We start from the raw sequence: 17,123 nt of genomic DNA, 5'->3' as shown, positions 1-17,123 counted from the left end.
CCGCTGTCGTGCCGGGGTTGGCGTTCGTTCTCGCTCTACCTTTTAGAGTATCGCATTAGTGGCATACCTGCCCTTCCTGCACTTTTTGTATCTTATTCCTCAAATATCTACCCCGAATGTTGCCGCCCGGTTTGGGCGCATAGACTGGTGTGGTGAGTACGTTTCCTTCCTCAACCCCCGGCGGCGCGACCCCCAGCGGCGCAACCCCCGGCGTTGCGATTACCGGTAGCCGCCCGGCAGCGGATGCGCGGCGCATCCGGCATCCTTTGGCGGCAGCTGGTGTGCCCTATGCGCAGGCGCTTGCGGATGATTTTCACGAACCGCACATTCAGATTCGTACTCTCTCCCCCGCTGTTTCGTCTCTTCCGGGCGCTCTGAGTGCGGAGGTGTGCGAGGTTGTGATTGAGCCGCATGTTCCGGTGCAGTTGGCGCAGACGTTGGGGTCGCTACGCCGCGGCGCTCAGGATCTTTCGTATCGCGCACTGAGCCGTGCGGATGGTGCCGAGAGAATCTGGTTGACAGCTCGCACGCCGTTTCACGAGTTCCCGGCGGTGCTGTACGCCGAACGGTTGGCGCAGCCAGCTAAGCTTCCGGAGGGTCTTGCCGCTCTTCATCGTCTGCTGATGCGCCCGGTGCGTATTCGCCTCTGGGTTTCTTATAGTGCCGCTGATCAGCAGATGCGGGCGCGAGCCGACCTTCAGGCGTTAGCGCAGGAAATGACGTACTGGCTGGGGTTGCACGACCCCGCCGAGCAGTTTGGCGCTCTATCTTCTTTTGAGTCTCTTCCGCCGCGTATTCAGCAGGCGTGGCGGCAGAATCCGGGGCTCCGCCTCAGCGCCTCAGGGCAGCTGGACCGGCAGATGCTCAACGCCATTGTGGAGCAGCGCATCACCCAGACCGAAGCGTTCAGAACCCTGGGCTGGGTTCTGCGAAAGTACGGCTCCCCCGCCCCTTCGACCGGGTTGGGGCATCAGCCGGAAGGGATGCGTGTCTACCCTACCGCCCGGACCCTGGCGACGATTCCTACCTGGGATTGGCATCGGGCGGGCGTTGATAAAAGCCGCTACGATGCCGTGTACGCTTACGCTCGTTCCGCCGAGTCTCTAAAAAACATTGCGGCTACAGGCGACATCGCGCTACTGGCGCGGAGCCTGCACGCTGTGCGCGGCGTGGGCCCGTGGAGCATTTCCGAGGCTCTGCAACGCGTGTGCGGGCACCCGGACGCCATCAGCGTGGGCGACTACCATCTGGCGCACGCGATCGGTGAGCTATTCACAGGTCAGCGCACCGATGATGCGGGAATGCTCGCCCTGCTGGCACCCTACAGCCCGCATCGGCAGCGTCTGGTGCGGCTCATGCACGCTTCGGGCTTCTCAAAGCAACGCTACGGGGCGCGCATGAGCATTGAGGATCACCGCAACCGCTAACACTCTTACACCCTCACGAGAGTAAAAGGGTACGGGGCGCCTCTGCTTTAAAAGGGGACGGATTTAAAAGGGTACGGGGCGCCCCCTGCCGGTTGTGCCGGCGGGTGCGCCCCGTTCAAGCTCTTTTGTGGTGGTGAGCTTACCTCTTCTCTGCAGAGCCCTCTGCTGCTGCGATCTCTGCACGGACCTTGTCCATGTCGAGCTCACGGATCGAAGCGATTACGGTCTCCAGCTGGTCTTCACGCAGTGCGCCAGCCTGCTGGTAAACCAGGATACCGCCACGGAAGCCCATGATGGTGGGGATGGAGGTGATGCCTGCTGCCTGAGCAAGCTGGCCCTGGTCCTCGGTGTCGACCTTACCGAAAACAATGTCGCTGTGCTTCTCCGAAGCTGCCTCGTAGACGGGGGAGAACTGCTTGCAGGGACCGCACCAATCTGCCCAGAAGTCCAGGAAGACGATGTCGTTGCTCTCGACGGTAGCAGTCAGGTTCTGCTGAGTAATTTCAATAGTAGCCATGAGATAAAGCTACACCCTCAAGACCCTAATCGCGAATTGTTCGCCCTGGGATTCAAACATTGTGAAAGATATGACAACTTGCCGTCATAGTTGGTTCTTTCTGCGGTACGTTCCGCCGGGTTTTAGGCGTGTCGCGGTTAATCCAGCGAACGGTTCCGTGCCGGGTGGTGGAGGCGCTCTACCCTGCTCCCGAAGCCCCGGGCGGCCACCTACAGCATCCTTACGAAAATCCCGATGCGAGCATCGGGAAAATACGAGCGCAACCGTAGAAGGCGGTTGCGGTGAAAGACCACAGTGGGAGGCACCGTGAAACTGGTTTTAGATACACAAAAGCCCGGTTACTTTCGTAACCGGGCTATTTGTGGCAGGTGAGGGATTCGAACCCCCGTAGGCAGTGCCAGCTGATTTACAGTCAGCCCCCTTTGGCCGCTCGGGTAACCTGCCGCCTAGCTAGGTGCTAGTTGCTCGCTCAAGCGAACAGAGACTACTCTACAGCAGTTTTAGGAACTTGTACACTTCACATAGGGTTTTGTGACGAAGGTTATATATCTGGTTGTATTTATCGCAGCCCGCGCTCTCACCCTATAAGTAAAGCCGTGAATAAAGCCTGTAAATAAAGCCAGCGCCTACAGCAGTTTTAGAAGGAGCGGGAAGGAGTATCGCCATCCTGCTCCAGCAGAAGCACAATCTCCAGGTGCTCCAGGTAGCGGCGCGCCTGCTCCACAGTGCACATGTCACCGGCAATCTCACGTTCCAGGTCACGGCGAACACCGCGGAAACGTGCCACCAGCGAAGGCTCCGTCAGAGTGATACCGATACCGTCAAAGGGAGAAGGCTCAGTATCTTCCTCATGCAGGTCAAGCTGAATATCGTGACGATCAGATTCGTTGAGACGCTCCGCCTCAGGAATACCCTCGGGCTCAGCACCCAAAGAGGTATGCAGGTCGATGAAAAGGAGGGTCTGCAGGTCGCGAGCTTCCTCGCTCGTGCGCAGGTCCGTTGCGGACAGGTTAGGAGTGGTCATATTTCTATTGTCCTCTTTTTAGGTTAGTAACGCCTGTAAAACAGGCCCGTTATTCTGGTAGTTAGCTGTGAACAAGAGCCCCGACCCGGTAGGCTAGTACTAACCGGTGCCAGTAGCACCTCATTCACGAAAGGAAAGCCCATGGCTAGCGAATCGTCATTCGACATTGTGTCCAAGGTGGACAAGCAGGAAGTTTCCAACGCGCTGCACCAGGCGCAGAAGGAAATCTCCCAGCGTTACGACTTCCGCGGCGTTGGTGCAGAAATCGACTACTCCGGCGACAAGATCCTCATCAAGGCAAACGCCGAAGAGCGCGCCCTGGCAGTACTCGACGTTTTCCAGTCCAAGCTGGTCAAGCGCGGTATCTCCCTGAAGTCCCTGGACTCCGGCAAGCCCTACGCATCCGGTAAGGAAACCCGCATCGAGTGCTCCATCAAGGAAGGCATCGCGCAGGATCAGGCAAAGAAGATTTCCAAGATGATCCGCGAAGAGGGCCCCAAGGGCGTGAAGGCAAACATCCAGGGCGATGAGCTGCGCGTCTCCTCCAAGTCCCGCGATGACCTGCAGGAAGTCATTGCAATGCTCAAGTCCGCCGACCTTGAGGTTGACCTGCAGTTCGTCAACTACCGCTAAGCTCAGGCGAAGCTCGCCCCTCCTCCCCCGCCCCGCACTGGGTGAGGGGAGGCGACTAGAAGCCGAAACGCAAAAGTCCTCATGCAAAAAGTCTTCGGGGTGGCTACTTCCACAGTAGCCACCCCGAAGACTTTTTGTCTGCCGACCCGTCATCGCGGGTCACAATCGTCACCCCGGGTCATATTTCATGCAACGCCATATTCATGCAGCGCAATACTTCACACAGCGCCACATGCGCGCCCGAATGGTTCAGCCGAGAAAAGGCCTAGTACTGACCCATCTCACGAGCCTGCTGCTGCAGACGCGCAATACGCTGATCCATCGGCGGGTGAGTAGAGAGCATATCCTTCAGCGAACCGAAGGGATTCGCAATCATCATGGCGCTCGCCGCCTCAGCGTTGCGGTTGTTCGGGTCCATCGGGTACATGGACACGCCACTCTCCAGCTTGTGCAGTGCCGAAGCCAGAGCCAGCGGGTCGCCGGTCAGGCGTGCGCCATCCTCGTCGGCATCAAATTCGCGGGTGCGGCTAATAGCCATCTGAATAACCTGCGTAGCAATGGGAGCCAGCATGGCAACCACGAACATGGCGAGAGGGTTCGAACGTTCACCATCGCGGTTGGAACCACCGAACATCGCGCCAAACGAAAGGAACTGGGCAACAGTACCGATAATGGAGGCGATGCCCGCCGCCACCGAAGAGGTCAGAATATCGCGGTTGTACACGTGCATCAGCTCGTGGCCGAGCACGCCGCGCATCTCGCGCTCATCCAGCAGCTGCAGAATACCCTCGGTGCAGCACACCGCGGCATTCTGCGGGTTACGACCGGTTGCGAACGCGTTCGGGGTCATGGTCGGTGCCACGTAGAGGGCGGGCATGGGCTGACCCGCGCGGGAAGACAGCTCCTCCACAATGTCGTAAAGCACCGGAACCTCTTCACGGCTGACCGGGTACGCATTCATGGAGCGCAGGGCGAGCTTATCGGAGTTCCAGTAGGTGTACGCGACCGAAGCCAAACTCACCAGACCCATAATCCAGATGAAAAAAGAGGTGCGGAAGGTCGCCGAAAGCAGACCACCGATGAGCAGCATCATGCCCACCATGGAGCCCATCAACAGGGCAGTTTTCAGTCCGTTGTTATGACTGTGCATGGGTATCCTCCTGAGCAAATAGGTCAGCGCGTACAGCGTGTACTTGACTCTATAGAATACGTGCAAGCACCCGCCGGCGCACCTTATGGCGCGCGGATTCACCCAGAGCGTCACCCATATGCCAAAAGCGCACGAAGGATCAGGGAATGGCGCCCGGAATATTCACCAGGGGCACCTGTTCCAGCACCTGCGCCGTAGCAGTCGGAAAAATACCCAGCAGCAGAATCGTGCCGTAAGCACCCAGGAAAAGGGTGAAGAGCAGGCCGAGCATCAGCTGCCCCTCCAAATCAAAACCGGTGGTAGTACTGCGGTACTGACCGTAAATCACCGGGGTCACGATGGGCACACCAAAGAGCAGAATCATCAGCAGAATATAGATGGGGTTTGTGAAGTCATACACCATGACCCTATCCTCCTTGATGGTGATCGCCGGTGCGGGTTACTCTAGGTTCTTTGATTGTACGGCATCTCTTCACGCCCGAGGCCAGAGCGAGAAGGGGTGCCACAGAGTGGATGAAAGGGACGCCCCACCGGCTTATTATGAGTTTTTCATAAGATAATGATGAATTTCTCATAATAATGTGTAGACTTAAACCTATGACCGACGCAAAGACAACCTCCGAAACGAAGAAGACCCAGCACCCAGACCATCACAATACCGGCTGCGCCCACACCATCGGCCTGCCCCTGCTCTCCGCAATGAGCCCCGAACAGCTCGAAGAAGCATGGACCACCGGTCTGCGCGCCAAGGGCCGCCGCGTCACCAAGCAGCGCCTCGCCGTACTGCACGCAGTGCAGGAACACCCGCACTCCACCGCCGACACCATCGTGCAGGCAGTCCGCGAGCGCATCCCCGCCATCACTGTTCAGTCGGTCTACGTGATTCTTGCCGACCTGACCGATATCGACCTACTGCGCAAGTTTGAGCCGCCGGGAACCCCCGCCCTCTACGAAACCCGCACGGGTGACAACCACCACCACGCCTTCTGCGTACGCTGCGGCAAGGTCGAAGACGTGGACTGCGCGGTCGGCTCCGCGCCCTGCCTGACCCCCAGCGATTTTCACGGCATGGCGCTCTTCAGCGCAGACGTGCTCTATCAGGGCGTGTGCGTGGACTGCCAGACCGAGCAGGAGGCGGCACTCGCCCGCACCCAGCAGGAAGCGGCAGCGCGCATCCTAGCGGCATAACCCTATAGCCCGGGGATTCGGGCAGGCTCGGTCATGAGCGTTTAAAACCGTTGAGGCGGCGACACAACTCGTGTCGCCGCCTCAACGGTTTAAGGTATATGAAGCAGGAACTTAGGCACCCATATGGGGCTGCGAACCCACAATCTCCAGCAGCTCGCGAATCTGCGCCGCGGTCAGCACGGTGGACGGGTTAATCGCGTTCACCTTCACGCTCGGTGCGCCAATCTCCAGGGCGTAACGCAGAATATCCAGAGCGTTCGCCGAACGCACCTCAATATGCGGGTCCAGTGCCGCAATCTCAATGGGCGAGGTGAACACCAGCAGGCTCTGCGGGTTGCCGTTCTCATCCGGGTCAAACACGAAGGAGGTGCCGGACGGGTCGGCCGGGTCAACGCCCACCAGCAGTACGGACGCCGGGGACACCAGCGAGCCGAGCAGCATCTGCATGTTGTCCTGCACCAGCGCCATCTTCGCGCCGTCATTGCGGGGAGAGGTGACAATCCAGTGCACCTGAGCGCGCTCAATGTAGCACTCGTGATCGGTGCCCGGGTCAACCACAATCAGGTCCAGTGCCTCATTGCTGAGGAAGTCAATGAAGACCTTCATCGCCGGTTCGCGCAGAATCAGCTCGTCACCCTCGGATTCCTGACGTACGTAGCTCTTACCGATATGCTCGGAGGAAGAGAACACGCACAGCGCCTGCATGCCGGTCTCGGGCATGCGAATGACCTGGTGGGTCAGCACCGAGTCGGGGCCCATCGGGTCGGTCTCGGAGGGAATGAGCAGGGAGCCGGTAGCGTCGAGCAGAACGTCACCACCGAGCATCGTACGAACCACGTTAATGAGGGTTCGCTCCTGCACATCGTTGCGGAAGGTTTCCAGGGCGGCGACCAGGTACGGGTTCGGAATCTCATGCTCGCTCGAAGACAGCGTCGCGGCGGCAGAGTGGCGGGCGCGCCCCTCCATACGCTCACGAGCCCACTGCGGGATACGCGAAGCATCGCGAGGGAACTCAGCCAGGTGCTCACGCACGTCGGTTGCGGTCAGGGTGCCTTCGTTCTTCCAGCTTGCAGGCTCATCGTCACGGTTATAGGAGGCACCCACGCTGAACTGCGGGTTGGGCCAGCCGGTTGCCGCAACCACGATGGAGGCGGTAAACCAAGTGCCGCGGTTACCGTCGTAGGCGGCGCGCTGTAGCTTGCGGACCTCAGCAATAATGGGCGAGCCGTCCTTGAGCGGGCCGATGGTGCCAATGAACTCTTCACCGTCGCGGAATTCACGCACGCGCACGAAAATCTGACCTGCCAGAGGTTTAACGTCCAGCACCATTTCACTCCAGCCGGGGTCAACACTAACGACATCCAGCAGCCAGCTTCCAATGTTGTTCAGCGCGTCCTGGATGCGCGCGGCGCGGCTACTCGTCTCGGGGAGGCGGGGTTCAGTCATAGTTCATACATCCTTGAGTGTGAATACGGCGCGGCTGGAGGCATCCGTGTTCGGTCGTAGTGTCGGCTTACAGGGTGCCGGAAGAAGCCGTCCCTTCGATTCTAACGAACACAGGCACTCAAAGCAGATAGTTTACGCCGAAAGATATATGCTCTATCTCTCCCTCAGAGCTCTTGGACACGGCTCAATCAGGCACCTTAGAGCCCAATACGCCTAAAGTGCACACTAAAACCGGGGATACACGGCATAGTGAACGCTAAAAGGTTGCTAATCTTGAAGCATGACGAATTCTCTGCAGGACCTTATCGACGCATCGATCTTTATCTCCACCGAGTACCAGGCTCGACTCGCTGAGCTCGTGGGTACCTCCGAGTGGAACGTGGATTTCACCTCCCAGTCTCTGGATTTTGAGACCACTCCCCCGCTCTCGCTCAAGCCGCACCTGCTGGGCACTGAATCTGAGAACCGCGGTACTTGGATTTGGTCGTGGCAGCAGCTGGGCTACTTCCCCGACTCCGTTGTTTCTGCCGCTATTCAGGCGCGTGAAACCGGTGAGCGTGACGGCCTGGTTGAGCTGATCACCGACGAACTGCCCCTCTCCGAGTCCCTGGCACGCCGCCTGACCCTGGCGACCAAGACCGTCAGCGGCCTGTACGCACACTACCCGTTGCCCGCCGGCGCTGGCGTGCGCGCGTGGACCCTGCTGGAGGGCGCTGAGCTGACCCTTGAAGCACCGACCTACAAGGGTATCGGCCGCGTCATTGCTAAGACCCTGCAGAGCGAAGAGATCCACAACCAGGTTCTGGCGGTGGACTCCTACGCTCAGCAGCGTGGCTTCCACATTGCCTGGGACACCGAGGCAACCGCCGTGCTGACCGCAACCGACGGTGCTCTGCGCCTGTGGTTCGACGAGGGCCGCATCAGCGGCATCGAGCAGGCTGAACCTCAGGTTGGCCCCGAGGTTCTGGAGCAGTGCGCAGCCGCTGCCGCACAGCGTCGCGAATCCCTCGCGGCACTGCGCGCCGAGATTGAGCGCGTGGCAGCCGCTGAGGCAGCCGCACAGAACGCACAGCGCGAGCAGGAGGCGGCAGAACGCGCCGCCGCACGTGCCGAAGCTGAGGCTGAGCGCGCCGTCGAAATTGCCGAGCACGCACCGGTCGCAGAGACCGAGGTTGCCGGCGTTGAGAGCACCGAGAACCTCTACCCCGCCGACGAGGCTCCCTTCGATCAGGATCCGGTAGAGCACGCAGAGCCCGGCCTGGTCACCGTGGAAACCCTGCCCGGCGAGTACGAGGCAGAAGAGACCGAGCAGGCTCGCGTCTACACCGACGAATCCATCGGTGCCGAGCAGCCCGAGTACGAGGCCGTTGAGGCTTCCGTCGAGCACGCTGAGGAGCCGGTCGCGGCTGAGCCTGTTGCTGAGCAGCCCGTCGAGGTTGAGCAGCAGGCTGCAGAGTACGAGGAGCAGCACGTGGAGCCCATCCGCAACGCTGGTGCAGCTCCCGATCTGCAGGCAGAGCACGAAGAGGCAGCCCGCCGCGAGCAGGCAGAAGCTGCACGCCGCGAGGCAGAGCAGCCCAAGAAGAAGGGCTTCTTCTCCCGCTTCTTCGGCCTCTAAACCGAATACGCAACATTCCTCAGGCGCGGTATCCTCGTGGTGCCGCGCCTGTGGCGTGCCCGGCAGCTAGAGTAGCCTCAGCGCGCATCAATGCCCCCGCTGGCGCATCCCGACGATTAGCATTAGAAGAACGTAACTAAAGAATCAGGTCAGAAGAAGAAACCATGTCAGAAACGCAGAAGCACACTACCCGCAACGGGTTTATCACCATCATCGGCACCTACCTTATTTGGGGCATGCTCCCCCTGTATTTTGTGATGATGGCACCGGCGGGACCGATTGAGATTGTCGTGGCGCGCGTGGTCTTCTCCCTCATCTTCTGCGCCCTGCTGCTACCGATTTTGCGGGCAACCGCTGACTTCCGCCGCGCGCTACGGGACCGCCGCATCATGCTGGTGCTGACGGCGGCATCGTTCCTCATCGGCGCGAACTGGCTTATCTACGTGATGGCAACAACCAGCGGCCACACAATTGACGTGTCCCTGGGCTATTTCATTAACCCGCTGGTCTCCGTGGTGTTGGGCGTGATTTTCCTGCAAGAGCGCCTACGCCCGGCGCAGTGGGTGTCCGTCGCGATTTCCTGTATTGCGGTGCTGATGATGAGCCTCATCTACGGCCAGGTACCCTGGACGGGTCTGGGCGTGGCGTTCTCCTTCGGCATCTACGGTCTGCTCAAGGCGCGCGTTGCCCACGACGTGAGCCCCATCGTTTCGCTATCTCTGGAGACCTTTATCCTGGCGCCCTTCGGCATCGCAGCATTGTTTATTCTCAACGCACAGGGACAGATGACTCTCTTCAGTGAAGGTCCCGGACACTTCTGGCTTCTCGCCTCCACCGGCGTGGTCACCGTTGTGCCGCTCATGCTCTTTGCGGCGGCAACCAAAGCCCTTCCGCTGTCGATTATTGGCATGGTGCAGTACCTGGGCCCGACCATCCAGTTTGTTCTGGCGCTGACCGTTCTGCACGAGCAGATGAGCGCCGATAAGGTGCTGGGCCTGAGCCTCATCTGGATCGCTCTCATCATCTTCACCGTGGATGCGTTGCGCGCCTCCCGCTCCTACCGCGCTTCCGCGCTGTCCGACCCGGAAACCGGCATAATCCCGCTCGTGCAGGCAGAAGACGTACAGAGCAAGTAGCTCTCCCAAAATCCGCATAAAACACAGTGCATAAAACACAGTGATGCCCCGCAGGCGTTAGCCTACGGGGCATCACTTTATATCACGCTCACACGCTAAAGCTCAGAACCCTGAGCCTCAGCAGCATCATCGAGAGCATCCAGATCCGGATGACGGTGCAGGTTCAGCAGAGCCAAACCCAGACCACCCCAAATGATCAGGATTGCCACAACGAGCATCACAATTGCAGAGATAGACATGAGGGCTCCTAACGGGTAACGGTCGAATCAACGTGGCCGTGCTCAACCTGACCGGCAATCACCGGAGGTGCCGGAGGCTCTTCAGCCGCACGAGACTTCTTCGACCAGGGCAGAAGAGAAACAACAATCGCGCCCACCAGAATCAGCGCGCTCATGCCCCAACCAAAGATTGCCAGCAGATCCGTGGGGTAACCCTCATAGGGGGTTGCCACAAGCTTAATGACGCTCTGAATCAGGGAGTAGCCCAGAACCAACGGGGTCACGACAGCCAGCAGAATCATCCAAATCTTGCCGACCTTGATGGAGGAGTAACGGTTCAGGTGCTCAGCCAGAGCGGGCAGCGCGCGCACCACATACGCCACAACGATAATGGCGCACAGACCAGCAGCCAGAATACCGAAGAGGTTCACGAAGTTATCGAGAATATCCAGCACGTACAGACCGGTGGTGGTCGGCATCAGCAGCAACGAAATCAGAGCCATCGGAACAATCACCAGAGTGGTAGATGCCAGACGCGAGGTCGCGAACTTATCCTGAATACCCGCAATAATCACCTCAAGAATCGAAATGAGGGAGGTGAAACCAGCAAAGAGCAGGGAGCCGAAGAAGAGGATACCGATCAGCACGCCACCGGGAGCCTGAGAAATAATGGTCGGGAACGCAATGAACGCCAGACCAATACCGCTGGTCGCAACCTCGCTCACCTGGGTGCCAGCAGCCTGAGCCATAAAGCCCAAAGCAGCGAACACACCGATACCGGCAAGAAGCTCAAAACCGGAGTTCGCGAAACCAACCACAGCACCGGAACCGGTCAGGTCAGTCTTAGGCTTCAGGTAGGAAGAGTAGGTGACCATAATGCCGAAGCCAATGGACAGCGAGAAGAAAATCTGGCCGTACGCAGCAACCCACACCTCCGGGTTAGCCAGGGAGTCCCAGCTGGGGGTGAACAGAGCATTCAGACCGTCCACAGCACCGGGCAGGGTCAGCGAGTAAATCACCAAACCAACGAACATGACCAGCAGCAGCGGGATGAAGATAATGTTGGCTGCGCCCACACCCTTCTGAACGCCCAGAGCCATCACAGCAAGCAGAACGCCCCACACCAGAACCATAGGAATCAGGACGTTCATGTTGAAGTCCAGGGAGACGCCGGGATCCTTCGCAACCTTCAGGAACTCGCCCTGGAAGAACGCCTTCGGGTTATCGCCCCACTCGTTAGTGAAGGAGAAAACCATGTAACGCAGAGCCCACGCCACAATAGCGGCGTAGTAGATAGCAATCACGAAGTTAATACCCATGTGCCACCAGCCGATGAACTCGGTCTTACGGTTCAGACGGCGGAAAGCCAGCGGGGACGACGCACGCGCACGGTGACCGATCGCGTAGTCAAAGAACAGGAAGGTCAGACCGGCGGTCAGCAGGGCGACAATGTAGGGAATCATGAAGGCGCCGCCGCCGTTATCAAATGCGATGTAGGGGAAACGCCAAATATTGCCCAGACCAACAGCAGAACCGATGGCGGCAAAGATGAAGACGCGACGGCTAGAGAAGCCTTCGCGCTTCGTGGGCGCCTTAGGGGTAGATGCTCCCATAGTTGTAAACCTCGAATGTGTGGGGACGCGGATGGTTGGTGCGAGAATAACCCGGCGGGGTGGTGGGGCTCTGCTCGCGTCCAGAAATAGTAAACGGCTCTCCAACACGGGTTGGGCGTGGGAGCCGTCAGAGGTCTGAGGGGTGGATGTGTACCTCAGGCATGCCTATAAGGATTACCTTAAAGGCATATGGCGGTCAAGAAGACCCCAGCATGCGGAAGCTTTCGGAGGGTGAGAGCAGCCCCAAGCAACCCCAAAAACCGGCGCTGACTAGCCGTAACACAGAAAACCCCCGCCGAATCCGGGCAGATTCAGCGGGGGTTTTGAAGTATGAGACGCATCAGCGCTTACGCCAGCGCACACGCTACACGGCGGGTTTTAGCCTTCGCGGTGAACCACAGCGTGCGCGAAGGACTCCAGTGCAGCCTTCGCGGTGGACTCGGGCAGCGGAGCAATCGCAGCGATTGCACGATCCGCCCAGTCGTAGGCAATCTGCCATGCTTCCTGGGTGACCGGGTGAGCGGCGAGCGCCTCCACGGCTGCCTCCAGTGCCTCGTCGGAGCTCAGGTCGGCATCCAGCAGGGCGCGAACAGCAATAGCGGATTCGTCGCCGGCGGCTACCGCACGGTCCAGCAGGATGGTCGGCAGGGTGGGCACGCCCTCGCGCAGGTCGGTGCCGCGGGTCTTACCGCTGGTCTTGCCATCGCTGACAATGTCGATGACGTCATCAGCCAGCTGGAATGCCACGCCGACCAGCTCGCCGTACGCCTTGACCATGGAGATGACCTCTTCGGAAGCGGCCGAAAGCAGGGAGCCGTACTCGCCGGCTGCGGCAATCAGGGAGCCGGTCTTACCCTCAATGACGGCAATGTAGTGGTCCAGCAGGTCCTGACCCTCGCGGGGGCCGGTGGTTTCGAAGAGCTGGCCGAGCACCAGACGTTCGAAGGTCTGGGACTGAATCTTCATGGGGCGGGTGCCCAGCTCGGACACCAGCAGCGATGCGCGGGAGAAGATCAGGTCACCGGTGAGAATCGCGACGGAGTTGCCCCAAATCATCTGGGCGCTGTCCACGCCGCGGCGCTTGGGGGCATCGTCCATCACGTCGTCGTGGTAGAGGGTTGCCAGGTGGGTCAGCTCAACGACCACGGCAGCCTCAATGACCTCGTCGTTGATTTCACCGTCTACGGCTGCACAGAGCAGAGCCAGCAGGGGACGCACGCGCTTGCCGCCCGCGGAGAGCAGGTGTCGGGATGCGACATCCGCCAGGTGGTCGGTCTGGGCGATTGCCTCTGCCAGGCGCTCCTCAATACGCGCGAGGGAGGAGAGAATCTGCGGACCCAGCTTGGGGTCTGCGGCGATGAGTTCGAAGCCTGCGGGAAGCTTCAGGTCGAGGTCTCCCAGCAGGTCGGTTGCGGCGATGGGCTGCTCTGCGTTGCTCACGGTGTCTTCTATCTTCTTGGTGTTGGTGTCTTCGGTGGTGTGTGAACGCGGTGTTTAGGCGCTATGCGCTTCGGGCTTGAAACCGCGGTGAATCGCGACAATGCCGCCGGTGAGGTTGCGGTACTGCACGGAGGTGAAGCCCGCCTCCTTGAACTTCTGCGCCAGTTCCAGCTGGTTGGGCCAGGCGATGATAGACTCGGCGAGGTATTCGTAGGATTCGGGGTTGGAGGAGATTGCGCGGGCGATCGGCGGGATTGCCTTCATGATGTAGTTCTTGTAGACCGCGCCGAAGGGGGCGAAGGTCGGGGTGGAGAACTCGAGGATGACGATGCGTCCGCCGGGCTTGAGTACGCGGTAGATTTCGCTCAGTGCCTTGGGGTAGTTGGCGACGTTGCGCAGGCCGTAGGACATGGTCACTGCGTCGAAGGTTTCGTCGTCGAAGGGTAGGGCGGTGACGTCTGCCTGCACGAAGGTCATGTCGGGGCGGCGACGGCGGCCCACGTCGAGCATGCCTTCGGAGAGGTCTGCTGCGATGACATCTATGCCGGCGTCGGCGAAAGGTTCGGAGGAGACGCCGGTACCTGCGGCTACGTCCAGCACTTTCTGACCGGGGTGCGCGTTTACGGCGGCGACTGCCTGCTTGCGCCAGTAGATGTGCTGGCCGAGGGAGAGGATACCGTTCATGAGGTCGTAGCGTTCAGCGACGGTATCAAACATGGCGGCAATATCGCCGGTTTTCTTGTCTAGGGTTGCGCGGTTGGCGCGGGTGTTCTTCTCTGCGTTCACGCTCTCAATTGTGGCATGGAGGTTACCAGATTCGATAGTTGGGTAAACCGTAGTAGTGTCGCACGGTGCGCTAAGGTGCGTTCTGGAGTTGTTTTTGAGCCGCCAATCCGGTGTTTTATTCAATTTTTGGGGTGGGTTTTATCCATATTCAGCAAAAATTTATGAATATTTATGTGTCTGCTTGCATTTTTTAACATAGGGGCGCACAATGGAGCCTAGACTTCATAGAACACACCTCACACAGGAGCACCTCATGAACACCTCAATCCTCAAAAAGGCTTCCCTCAAGCCCCTCGCACTGCTGGCAGTGCTACCCCTGGCGCTGACCGGTTGCGTCTCCACCGCCAACGAGAACACCGACCCCAACGGCGAGGTCAGCCTCGTCAAGTCCGGCACCCTCAGCGTCTGCACAAACACCCCCTACAAGCCCTTCGAATACGAAGAAAACGGCACCATCGTCGGCCTGGATGCAGACATCGCCAACGCTATTGCCGCTGACCTGGGCGTGAAGGCTCAGCTGACCTCCATCAGCTTCGAGGGCCTGGACTCCGGCACCGGCCTTGCCACCGGTCAGTGCGATATCGCCCTGGCGGGTATCGGCGTGACCGATGAGCGGAAGAGCAAGATGGAATTCACCACCGTCTACTTCGACGACAACCTGGCAATCCTGGTCCCCAAGGGTTCCTCCATCACCTCCGCCGCAGATCTGAAGGGCGTGAGCGTTGGTGCGCAGCAGGCAACCAGCGGTGAAACCTACGCCAAGGAAAACGGCGCAGAGGTCATCCAGTACGAAGACACCTCCCTCATGTTCTCCGCGCTGAAGACCGGTCAGGTCAAGGCAGTCGCAGCGAACCTCTCCGTGGTGTCCGAGGCACTGACCAATGACCCGGACTCCTTCAAGATCGCCTACCAGGATTCCGAGAACACCGAGCAGATTGCCGCAGCAGTTTCCTCCAACAACAAGGCACTGCTGACCAAGGCAAACGCCACCATCGACAAGCTCAAGGCAAACGGCGAACTCAACAAGATGAAGGCCAAGTGGGTTGGTGCCACTTCCTCCACCTCTGCGAGCGCCTCGTCCTCCGCTTCCTAAGCGTCTAGCCGGCTAGCTTCTCCCCCAATTCACTAGCCTCTCCCCTAATTCAGGAGTACCCTTATTACTTTTGGGTTGGGGGATTCTCCGGCCTTTACCTTTGTGAGCGTGTACAACGCTCTTGACCGAACAGCACACGGATAAGAAAGCGCATGTCCTCTAAACTTTCACCCCGCCAGAAGCAGAAGCTCTTCCGCTACGCACAGTACGCCCTTCTGGCAGTTATCGCCCTGGCAGCCATTCTTCTGGCTGACTGGAAGACCCTCAGCCAGCAGGTATTCAACCTGGACGTTGCGGCGCGGCAGTTCCCCGATGTCATCACCGTGGCGTTGAAGAACACCCTGCTGTACACCGCCTTGGGCTTCATCGTGGGCCTCTCCGGCGGCCTGTTGCTGGCGCTCATGCGTATTTCCTCCATCGCCCCTTACCGTTGGATTGCGACCCTGTACGTGGAGCTTTTCCGCGGTATCCCGGCGCTGCTGGTCTTCTTCGCGTTCGGTTACGGTATTCCTCTGGCGTTCAAGATCCGCTTTGTGGATAACCTGATTCCGGTGACCCTGTCCCTGGGTATGGTTTCGGCAGCTTACATTAGTGAGGTTCTACGTGCGGGCCTGCAGGCGATTCCGAAGGGCCAGATGGAGGCGGCACGTTCCCTGGGTATGTCCCACACTCGCGCGATGATTTCGATCATTATTCCGCAGGCGTTCCGCGTGGTTCTGCCGCCGCTGACCAATGAGGTTATCCTGCTGACTAAGGACTCCTCCCTCGTGTACCTGCTGGGCGTGACGGTTTCTCAGTACGAGCTGGCGAAGTTCGGTCGTGAGGGCCTGACCGCCGCTAACGCGGGTCTGACTCCCCTGGTGGTTGCGGGTCTGTGCTACCTGATTATCACTGTTCCGCTGGGCCAGCTCTCCGCATACTTTGAGCGCCGCACCCAGCTTGCCGGCCGCAAGTAAGCGCAACGACAGATACGGATTACGGAAGATACTATGACTGCTTCAACTTCATCCATGGCCGCCTCCTCGGTGCGCATTTCTAACCTGCACAAGTCCTACGGCAAGGTTCAGGTTCTCAAGGGCATTGACATGCAGGTCGAGCCGGGCGAGGTCGTGTGCCTTATTGGCCCTTCGGGTTCCGGTAAGTCCACCCTGCTGCGTTGCGTGAACCTGCTGGAGGAGCCGAACGACGGCACCATCATGGTGGGCGATACCGAGGTCACCGACCCAGACGTAGACATTAACCGCGTGCGTACCCACATGGGTATGGTGTTCCAGCAGTTCAACCTGTTCGGTCACCTGAACATTCTGGATAACTGCACGATCGCTCAGATTAAGGTTCTGGGCCGTTCCAAGGCAGAGGCGGAGGCGGTTGCCCTCGAGCAGCTCGCCAAGGTCGGTCTGGAAGGCAAGGAAGACCGCTTCCCGGCTCAGCTGTCCGGTGGTCAGCAGCAGCGTGTGGCTATTGCGCGTGCGCTGTCCATGAACCCGGATCTGATGCTCTTCGATGAGCCAACCAGTGCGCTCGACCCGGAGATGGTCGGCGAGGTTCTGAGCATTATGCGCAACCTTGCTGACGAGGGCATGACCATGATCGTGGTGACTCACGAGATGGCGTTCGCCCGCGAGGTCGCCGATAAGGTCGTCTTCATGGCCGATGGTGTGGTCGTGGAGGAGGGCCCCGCCGATCAGGTGATTGGCAACCCCCAGCACGAACGTACTCAGGCTTTCTTGGCGCGCGTGCTCGATCCGACCCACGCCGTAGTAGACTAGTACTAGCTCTTGAAAAACGTAGCGGGCGGTGCTGTACGAAACATTCTGTTTCGCGCAGCACCGCC

At 59.4% G+C, this 17,123-nt stretch carries 17 protein-coding genes and 1 tRNA gene; 8 read left to right on the top strand and 10 right to left on the bottom strand.

The features are described from left to right. Positions 1 to 152: 152 nt before the first annotated feature. Complete coding sequence (locus ACP3RB_RS01065; RefSeq protein WP_426699204.1) at positions 153 to 1,427, top strand: DNA-3-methyladenine glycosylase family protein; 1,275 nt, start codon at positions 153 to 155, stop codon at positions 1,425 to 1,427. A gap of 139 nt (positions 1,428 to 1,566) precedes the next feature. Here the strand turns inward: ACP3RB_RS01065 and ACP3RB_RS01060 are convergent, their stop codons facing one another. The 3 genes from ACP3RB_RS01060 to ACP3RB_RS01050 form a co-directional block, all read right to left on the bottom strand. Then, on the bottom strand, positions 1,567 to 1,944 hold the full coding sequence (locus ACP3RB_RS01060) for a thioredoxin family protein (protein WP_426699203.1): 378 nt from the start codon (positions 1,942 to 1,944) through the stop codon (positions 1,567 to 1,569). Between the two features lie 362 nt (positions 1,945 to 2,306). Continuing rightward, a tRNA-Tyr gene (locus ACP3RB_RS01055) sits at positions 2,307 to 2,388 on the bottom strand. Positions 2,389 to 2,581: 193 nt separating this feature from the next. Continuing rightward, positions 2,582 to 2,968, bottom strand: a complete 387-nt coding sequence (locus ACP3RB_RS01050; protein WP_426699202.1) for a hypothetical protein — start codon at positions 2,966 to 2,968, stop codon at positions 2,582 to 2,584. Between the two features lie 141 nt (positions 2,969 to 3,109). Between ACP3RB_RS01050 and ACP3RB_RS01045 the strand changes: the two genes are divergently transcribed. Further along, positions 3,110 to 3,601 (top strand): YajQ family cyclic di-GMP-binding protein, encoded by a 492-nt coding sequence (locus ACP3RB_RS01045; RefSeq protein WP_005508322.1) that lies wholly within the window; start codon positions 3,110 to 3,112, stop codon positions 3,599 to 3,601. A gap of 265 nt (positions 3,602 to 3,866) precedes the next feature. On the opposite strand, the gene htpX is transcribed toward ACP3RB_RS01045, so the two are convergent. Next, positions 3,867 to 4,751, bottom strand: a complete 885-nt coding sequence (htpX, locus tag ACP3RB_RS01040; RefSeq protein WP_060824378.1) for a zinc metalloprotease HtpX — start codon at positions 4,749 to 4,751, stop codon at positions 3,867 to 3,869. A gap of 139 nt (positions 4,752 to 4,890) precedes the next feature. After that, positions 4,891 to 5,154: a hypothetical protein gene (locus tag ACP3RB_RS01035; RefSeq protein WP_060824377.1), complete on the bottom strand. Its 264-nt coding sequence runs from the start codon at positions 5,152 to 5,154 to the stop codon at positions 4,891 to 4,893. 194 nt (positions 5,155 to 5,348) lie between these two features. On the opposite strand from ACP3RB_RS01035, the gene ACP3RB_RS01030 reads away from it, so the two are divergent. After that, on the top strand, positions 5,349 to 5,939 hold the full coding sequence (locus tag ACP3RB_RS01030; RefSeq protein ID WP_424826482.1) for a Fur family transcriptional regulator: 591 nt from the start codon (positions 5,349 to 5,351) through the stop codon (positions 5,937 to 5,939). Positions 5,940 to 6,050: 111 nt separating this feature from the next. Here the strand turns inward: ACP3RB_RS01030 and ACP3RB_RS01025 are convergent, their stop codons facing one another. Further along, on the bottom strand, positions 6,051 to 7,385 hold the full coding sequence (locus ACP3RB_RS01025; RefSeq protein ID WP_314604168.1) for an SseB family protein: 1,335 nt from the start codon (positions 7,383 to 7,385) through the stop codon (positions 6,051 to 6,053). 280 nt (positions 7,386 to 7,665) lie between these two features. On the opposite strand from ACP3RB_RS01025, the gene ACP3RB_RS01020 reads away from it, so the two are divergent. Beyond that, complete coding sequence (locus ACP3RB_RS01020) at positions 7,666 to 9,003, top strand: DUF6882 domain-containing protein (protein WP_426699201.1); 1,338 nt, start codon at positions 7,666 to 7,668, stop codon at positions 9,001 to 9,003. 164 nt (positions 9,004 to 9,167) lie between these two features. Then, entirely contained in the window at positions 9,168 to 10,139 is a 972-nt protein-coding gene (rarD, locus tag ACP3RB_RS01015) for an EamA family transporter RarD (RefSeq protein WP_426699200.1), read from the top strand. 95 nt (positions 10,140 to 10,234) lie between these two features. Here rarD and ACP3RB_RS01010 read toward each other — a convergent pair whose 3' ends face one another. The 4 genes from ACP3RB_RS01010 to ACP3RB_RS00995 all read right to left on the bottom strand — a co-directional run bounded on the left by ACP3RB_RS01010 (position 10,235) and on the right by ACP3RB_RS00995 (position 14,196). Further along, entirely contained in the window at positions 10,235 to 10,378 is a 144-nt protein-coding gene (locus ACP3RB_RS01010) for a methionine/alanine import family NSS transporter small subunit (protein ID WP_005504798.1), read from the bottom strand. Between the two features lie 8 nt (positions 10,379 to 10,386). Next, positions 10,387 to 11,970 carry a sodium-dependent transporter gene (locus ACP3RB_RS01005; protein WP_060824372.1) on the bottom strand — a complete coding sequence of 528 codons (1,584 nt, stop codon included), beginning with the start codon at positions 11,968 to 11,970 and terminating at the stop codon, positions 10,387 to 10,389. 378 nt (positions 11,971 to 12,348) lie between these two features. Next, on the bottom strand, positions 12,349 to 13,410 hold the full coding sequence (locus tag ACP3RB_RS01000) for a polyprenyl synthetase family protein (RefSeq protein ID WP_426699199.1): 1,062 nt from the start codon (positions 13,408 to 13,410) through the stop codon (positions 12,349 to 12,351). A 54-nt stretch (positions 13,411 to 13,464) separates the two neighbouring features. After that, positions 13,465 to 14,196 carry a demethylmenaquinone methyltransferase gene (locus tag ACP3RB_RS00995; protein ID WP_426699198.1) on the bottom strand — a complete coding sequence of 244 codons (732 nt, stop codon included), beginning with the start codon at positions 14,194 to 14,196 and terminating at the stop codon, positions 13,465 to 13,467. A gap of 253 nt (positions 14,197 to 14,449) precedes the next feature. Between ACP3RB_RS00995 and ACP3RB_RS00990 the strand changes: the two genes are divergently transcribed. The 3 genes from ACP3RB_RS00990 to ACP3RB_RS00980 all read left to right on the top strand — a co-directional run bounded on the left by ACP3RB_RS00990 (position 14,450) and on the right by ACP3RB_RS00980 (position 17,058). Continuing rightward, the gene (locus ACP3RB_RS00990) at positions 14,450 to 15,289 is read left to right on the top strand and encodes an ABC transporter substrate-binding protein (RefSeq protein ID WP_426699197.1); all 840 of its coding nucleotides are present in this window, start codon (positions 14,450 to 14,452) and stop codon (positions 15,287 to 15,289) included. Between the two features lie 152 nt (positions 15,290 to 15,441). Continuing rightward, positions 15,442 to 16,245, top strand: a complete 804-nt coding sequence (locus ACP3RB_RS00985; RefSeq protein ID WP_426699196.1) for an amino acid ABC transporter permease — start codon at positions 15,442 to 15,444, stop codon at positions 16,243 to 16,245. Positions 16,246 to 16,278: 33 nt separating this feature from the next. Then, entirely contained in the window at positions 16,279 to 17,058 is a 780-nt protein-coding gene (locus ACP3RB_RS00980) for an amino acid ABC transporter ATP-binding protein (protein ID WP_049349160.1), read from the top strand. The last annotated feature ends 65 nt before the right edge of the window (positions 17,059 to 17,123 follow it).

It is taken from the genome of Rothia mucilaginosa (assembly GCF_049990865.1).
Taxonomy (GTDB): domain Bacteria; phylum Actinomycetota; class Actinomycetes; order Actinomycetales; family Micrococcaceae; genus Rothia; species Rothia mucilaginosa_I.
Note: the sequence above shows the minus strand (reverse complement) of the source record. Positions and strands in the feature narration are given on the sequence as shown.

Coding starts and splice junctions, on each gene's coding strand:
- ACP3RB_RS01025 (WP_314604168.1), bottom strand. CDS start 7,385: ATGACTGAACCCCGCCTCCCCGAGACGAGTAGCCGCGCCGCGCGCATC.
- ACP3RB_RS01035 (WP_060824377.1), bottom strand. CDS start 5,154: ATGGTGTATGACTTCACAAACCCCATCTATATTCTGCTGATGATTCTG.
- ACP3RB_RS01010 (WP_005504798.1), bottom strand. CDS start 10,378: ATGTCTATCTCTGCAATTGTGATGCTCGTTGTGGCAATCCTGATCATT.
- ACP3RB_RS01050 (WP_426699202.1), bottom strand. CDS start 2,968: ATGACCACTCCTAACCTGTCCGCAACGGACCTGCGCACGAGCGAGGAA.
- ACP3RB_RS01020 (WP_426699201.1), top strand. CDS start 7,666: ATGACGAATTCTCTGCAGGACCTTATCGACGCATCGATCTTTATCTCC.
- ACP3RB_RS01060 (WP_426699203.1), bottom strand. CDS start 1,944: ATGGCTACTATTGAAATTACTCAGCAGAACCTGACTGCTACCGTCGAG.
- ACP3RB_RS00985 (WP_426699196.1), top strand. CDS start 15,442: ATGTCCTCTAAACTTTCACCCCGCCAGAAGCAGAAGCTCTTCCGCTAC.
- ACP3RB_RS01005 (WP_060824372.1), bottom strand. CDS start 11,970: ATGGGAGCATCTACCCCTAAGGCGCCCACGAAGCGCGAAGGCTTCTCT.
- ACP3RB_RS01045 (WP_005508322.1), top strand. CDS start 3,110: ATGGCTAGCGAATCGTCATTCGACATTGTGTCCAAGGTGGACAAGCAG.
- htpX (WP_060824378.1), bottom strand. CDS start 4,751: ATGCACAGTCATAACAACGGACTGAAAACTGCCCTGTTGATGGGCTCC.
- ACP3RB_RS01030 (WP_424826482.1), top strand. CDS start 5,349: ATGACCGACGCAAAGACAACCTCCGAAACGAAGAAGACCCAGCACCCA.
- ACP3RB_RS00980 (WP_049349160.1), top strand. CDS start 16,279: ATGACTGCTTCAACTTCATCCATGGCCGCCTCCTCGGTGCGCATTTCT.
- rarD (WP_426699200.1), top strand. CDS start 9,168: ATGTCAGAAACGCAGAAGCACACTACCCGCAACGGGTTTATCACCATC.
- ACP3RB_RS00990 (WP_426699197.1), top strand. CDS start 14,450: ATGAACACCTCAATCCTCAAAAAGGCTTCCCTCAAGCCCCTCGCACTG.